Source organism: Dietzia maris, assembly GCF_014144855.1.
GTDB lineage: Bacteria > Actinomycetota > Actinomycetes > Mycobacteriales > Mycobacteriaceae > Dietzia > Dietzia kunjamensis.
Genome location: NZ_JAALDN010000095.1, coordinates 1 through 2,839 on the forward strand (window position 1 = coordinate 1; position 2,839 = coordinate 2,839).

General features: G+C 71.5%; 4 protein-coding genes. 1 reads left to right on the top strand and 3 read right to left on the bottom strand.

Annotation, left to right across the window (positions count from 1 at the left end; genetic code table 11):
* Positions 1–1,086, bottom strand: a 1,086-nt coding sequence (bioB, locus tag G6024_RS03830) for a biotin synthase BioB (RefSeq protein WP_159148097.1), incomplete at its 3' end; no start/stop codon positions are given.
* A 106-nt stretch (positions 1,087–1,192) separates the two neighbouring features.
* Between bioB and G6024_RS03835 the strand changes: the two genes are divergently transcribed.
* Positions 1,193–1,729, top strand: a complete 537-nt coding sequence (locus G6024_RS03835; protein ID WP_159148099.1) for a TetR family transcriptional regulator — start codon at positions 1,193–1,195, stop codon at positions 1,727–1,729.
* Between the two features lie 102 nt (positions 1,730–1,831).
* Here G6024_RS03835 and G6024_RS03840 read toward each other — a convergent pair whose 3' ends face one another.
* Together G6024_RS03840 and G6024_RS03845 are read right to left on the bottom strand one after the other, a co-directional pair.
* The gene (locus G6024_RS03840) at positions 1,832–2,401 is read right to left on the bottom strand and encodes a CAP domain-containing protein (protein ID WP_007628333.1); all 570 of its coding nucleotides are present in this window, start codon (positions 2,399–2,401) and stop codon (positions 1,832–1,834) included.
* Between the two features lie 162 nt (positions 2,402–2,563).
* A partial coding sequence (locus tag G6024_RS03845) for a CAP domain-containing protein (RefSeq protein WP_338122127.1) occupies positions 2,564–2,839 on the bottom strand: 276 nt, incomplete at its 5' end.

Consider the following 2,839-nt stretch of genomic DNA (forward strand, 5'->3'; position numbering starts at 1 on the left):
GGTGGCGGTGGCGGGTGTGGCCGGGCCGGCGGCGGTCACGGGCGCGTCCGCGGTGGCGCCCACCGTGGCCTGGTCCCCGGTGTCCCCGGCCGGGTGGTCCATCTGGAGGACCTCGAGGCCGGCGTCGGCGATCATCTGCAGGTCCTCGCCGCCGGGCTGGCCCTCGCTGGTGAGGTAGTCGCCCAGGAACAGCGAGTTGGCCACGTAGAGGCCCATGCCCTGGAGGTAGCCGAGGTGGCGTTCGCGGCCGGCGGCCATCCGGATCTCGGTGTCGGGGGCGACGAAGCGGACCATCGCGAGGATGCGCAGGCAGTCGCGCGGGTTGAGGGTGTCCACGCCCTCGAGCGGGGTGCCGTCGAAGGGCAGCAGGAAGTTGACCGGGATCGAGTCGACGTCCTTGGCGCGCAGGTCGAAGGCGAGCTCGACGAGCTGGTCGTGCGTCTCACCCATGCCCGCGATGAAGCCCGAGCACGCCGAGAGTCCGGCGCCGTGGGCCTGGGCGACCGTGTGCTCCCGGTCGGCGTAGGTGTGGGTGGTGCAGATGTCCTCGTAATGGCTCTCGGCCGTGTTGAGGTTGTGGTTGTAGGCGTCGGCGCCGCTGGAGCACAGCTTCTCCGCCTGGCCATCCTTCAGTGCACCCAGGCAGGCGCACACCTCGACGCCCGGGGTGTCGGACTTGATGGCCTCGATGATGTCGGAGACCTTGCCGACCTCGCGATTGCTGGGGCCGGTGCCGCTGGCGACCAGGCACACTCGGGAGGCGCCGGCCGCGATGCCCGCCTTGGCCGCGGTGACGGCCTCCTCGGTGTTGAGCCAGGTGTAGCGCAGGATGCCGGCGGTGGAGTTGAGCCGCTGCGAGCAGTAGAAGCAGTCCTCCGGGCACAGGCCGCTCTTGAGGTTGACCAGGTAGTTGACCTTGACCTTGTTGCCGAAGTGCTGGAACCGCAGCCGGGACGCGGCCGCGACCACCTCCATGAGCTCGGAGTCCGGGGACCGGAGCACGGCGAGGGCGTCCGCCGCGGTGACGACTCCGCCGTCGAGTACGTGATCCGCGAGCTCGTGCCAGCGGGGGGTCGTGATGGCCATTGTTCCTCCTGAACGCCGTTCATTGAACGCCGTTCAAGCTAGCGCACGGTCGTCGACTTGTACAGCGTTCAGGAGAGGGTTGTGGCGGCCGGTAGGATCGGCGCCCGTGGCCCTGACAAAGACGGCGGTCGTCGACACCGCCCTGGAACTGCTCCGCGAGTCGGGGCTACCCGGCATGTCGATGCGCACGTTGGCGACCCGGCTGGGGGTCCAACCGAGCGCGCTGTACTGGCACGTTCCGTCCAAGCAGGCGCTGCTCACGGTCGTCGCGGAGCGCATCCTGGCGACGATGGGTCCCGTCGGGGAGGGGAACTCGGCCGCCGACGAACTACGGGCGGTGGGGCAGGCGCTGCGCGCGGCCGTCACCGGCGTTCCGGACGGCGCCGAGATCGTGGCGCTGGGTCTGGCGGCGGGTGCGGTGAACCCGGTCGCCGAGGTGGTCGAGGCGGCGTGCATCCGGCACGGGCTCGAGGGCCGGGCGCCGGGATTGACCACGGCCCTGACGGGCTACGTGGTGGGCCTGAGCCTGGAGGAACAGACCCACCACAATCTCACGGTCGCCGACCCCGCGACGCCGACGGTCGAGTTCGATCCGCGCTTCCGGCAGGGGCTCGACGCGATGCTCGCGGGTGTCCAGGCCTGACGACTCCCATCGAGAAGAGCGTCCGGCCCACGTCTGGCGAGTAGACGTGTTCCGAACGCTCTTGTCGATGACGCTGACCGCCCGGGGCGGGGGGTGGTCGCTTCAGTAGCGGGCGAAGACCTGGGTGGCATAGAGCTTGCCGTCCGCGGCCACCGCGGCGCCGACGCCCATCGAGGTGTGGCCCGGGTTGAGCAGGTTCACGCGGTGGCCGGGGGAGGCCATCCACTGGTCCACCAGCTGCTGCGGGGTGGCGTGCGCGTAGTTCTGCAGCACGTTCTCGCCGTAGTGGCCCCACCCGGCGGGGATCTGCGCGCCCACATCCGGGTTGTGGAACATGCGGTTCTGCGCGGCCTGCGTGCCGCTCCAGTTGGTGGCCACCGCGGTGAGGCCGCCGTTGACGGCGAGAGGGGCGAGGCCGTGTGCGGTGCGGGCGGCGTTGGTGGCGCCCTCGAGCTGGGCCCGGTACTCGGCGGAGGCGGGGTCGATCGTCGGCGCGGTGCCGGCGGGGGCGGGGTTGGCGAAACCGATCGTCAGGCCCGGGAGGTGGATCTGGGGCAGCTGGATCTGCGGCGCCTGGGCCGAGGCCTGCGGGGCCGCGTTCAGGGCGAGGGTGGCGGAAGCCGCGGCGGCCAGGATCAGGCCACGACGCAGGTGCTGGAGGGCTCGGGTCACGAGTGTCGGTACCTTTCGGGTGCTGGGGGCCCGACTGTCGGGTCGCCGAGCGCAACGGTAGGAACCGGCTCCAGCCCTAAGCCAGCCGTCATCACCCCGTAACCACCGTGAGCAGGGGAGGGGCGTTATCCACCCCACCCCCGCTGGACGATCGTCCGGCAGTCAGTCGCGGGCGAAGTCCTGCACCACGTGCACGGTGCCGTCCTCGGCGGTGGCCACGCCCACGCCCACCCGGACGAACCGGCCGTCGAGCATCCGATCGCGCATGCCGGTGTCGGAGAGCAGGGCCGAGAGCGCCTTCTGCGGGGTCGCGCCGGCGGGCAGCGCGAGAACGGTGCGGTCGCCGGCCGGGTCCACGTCCGAGTCCGCGCCGGGGGCAGCGGCGTCAGGGGTGTCGGTGTCAGCGTCGACCCGTGCATCGGCGGGGACGGTCACCTC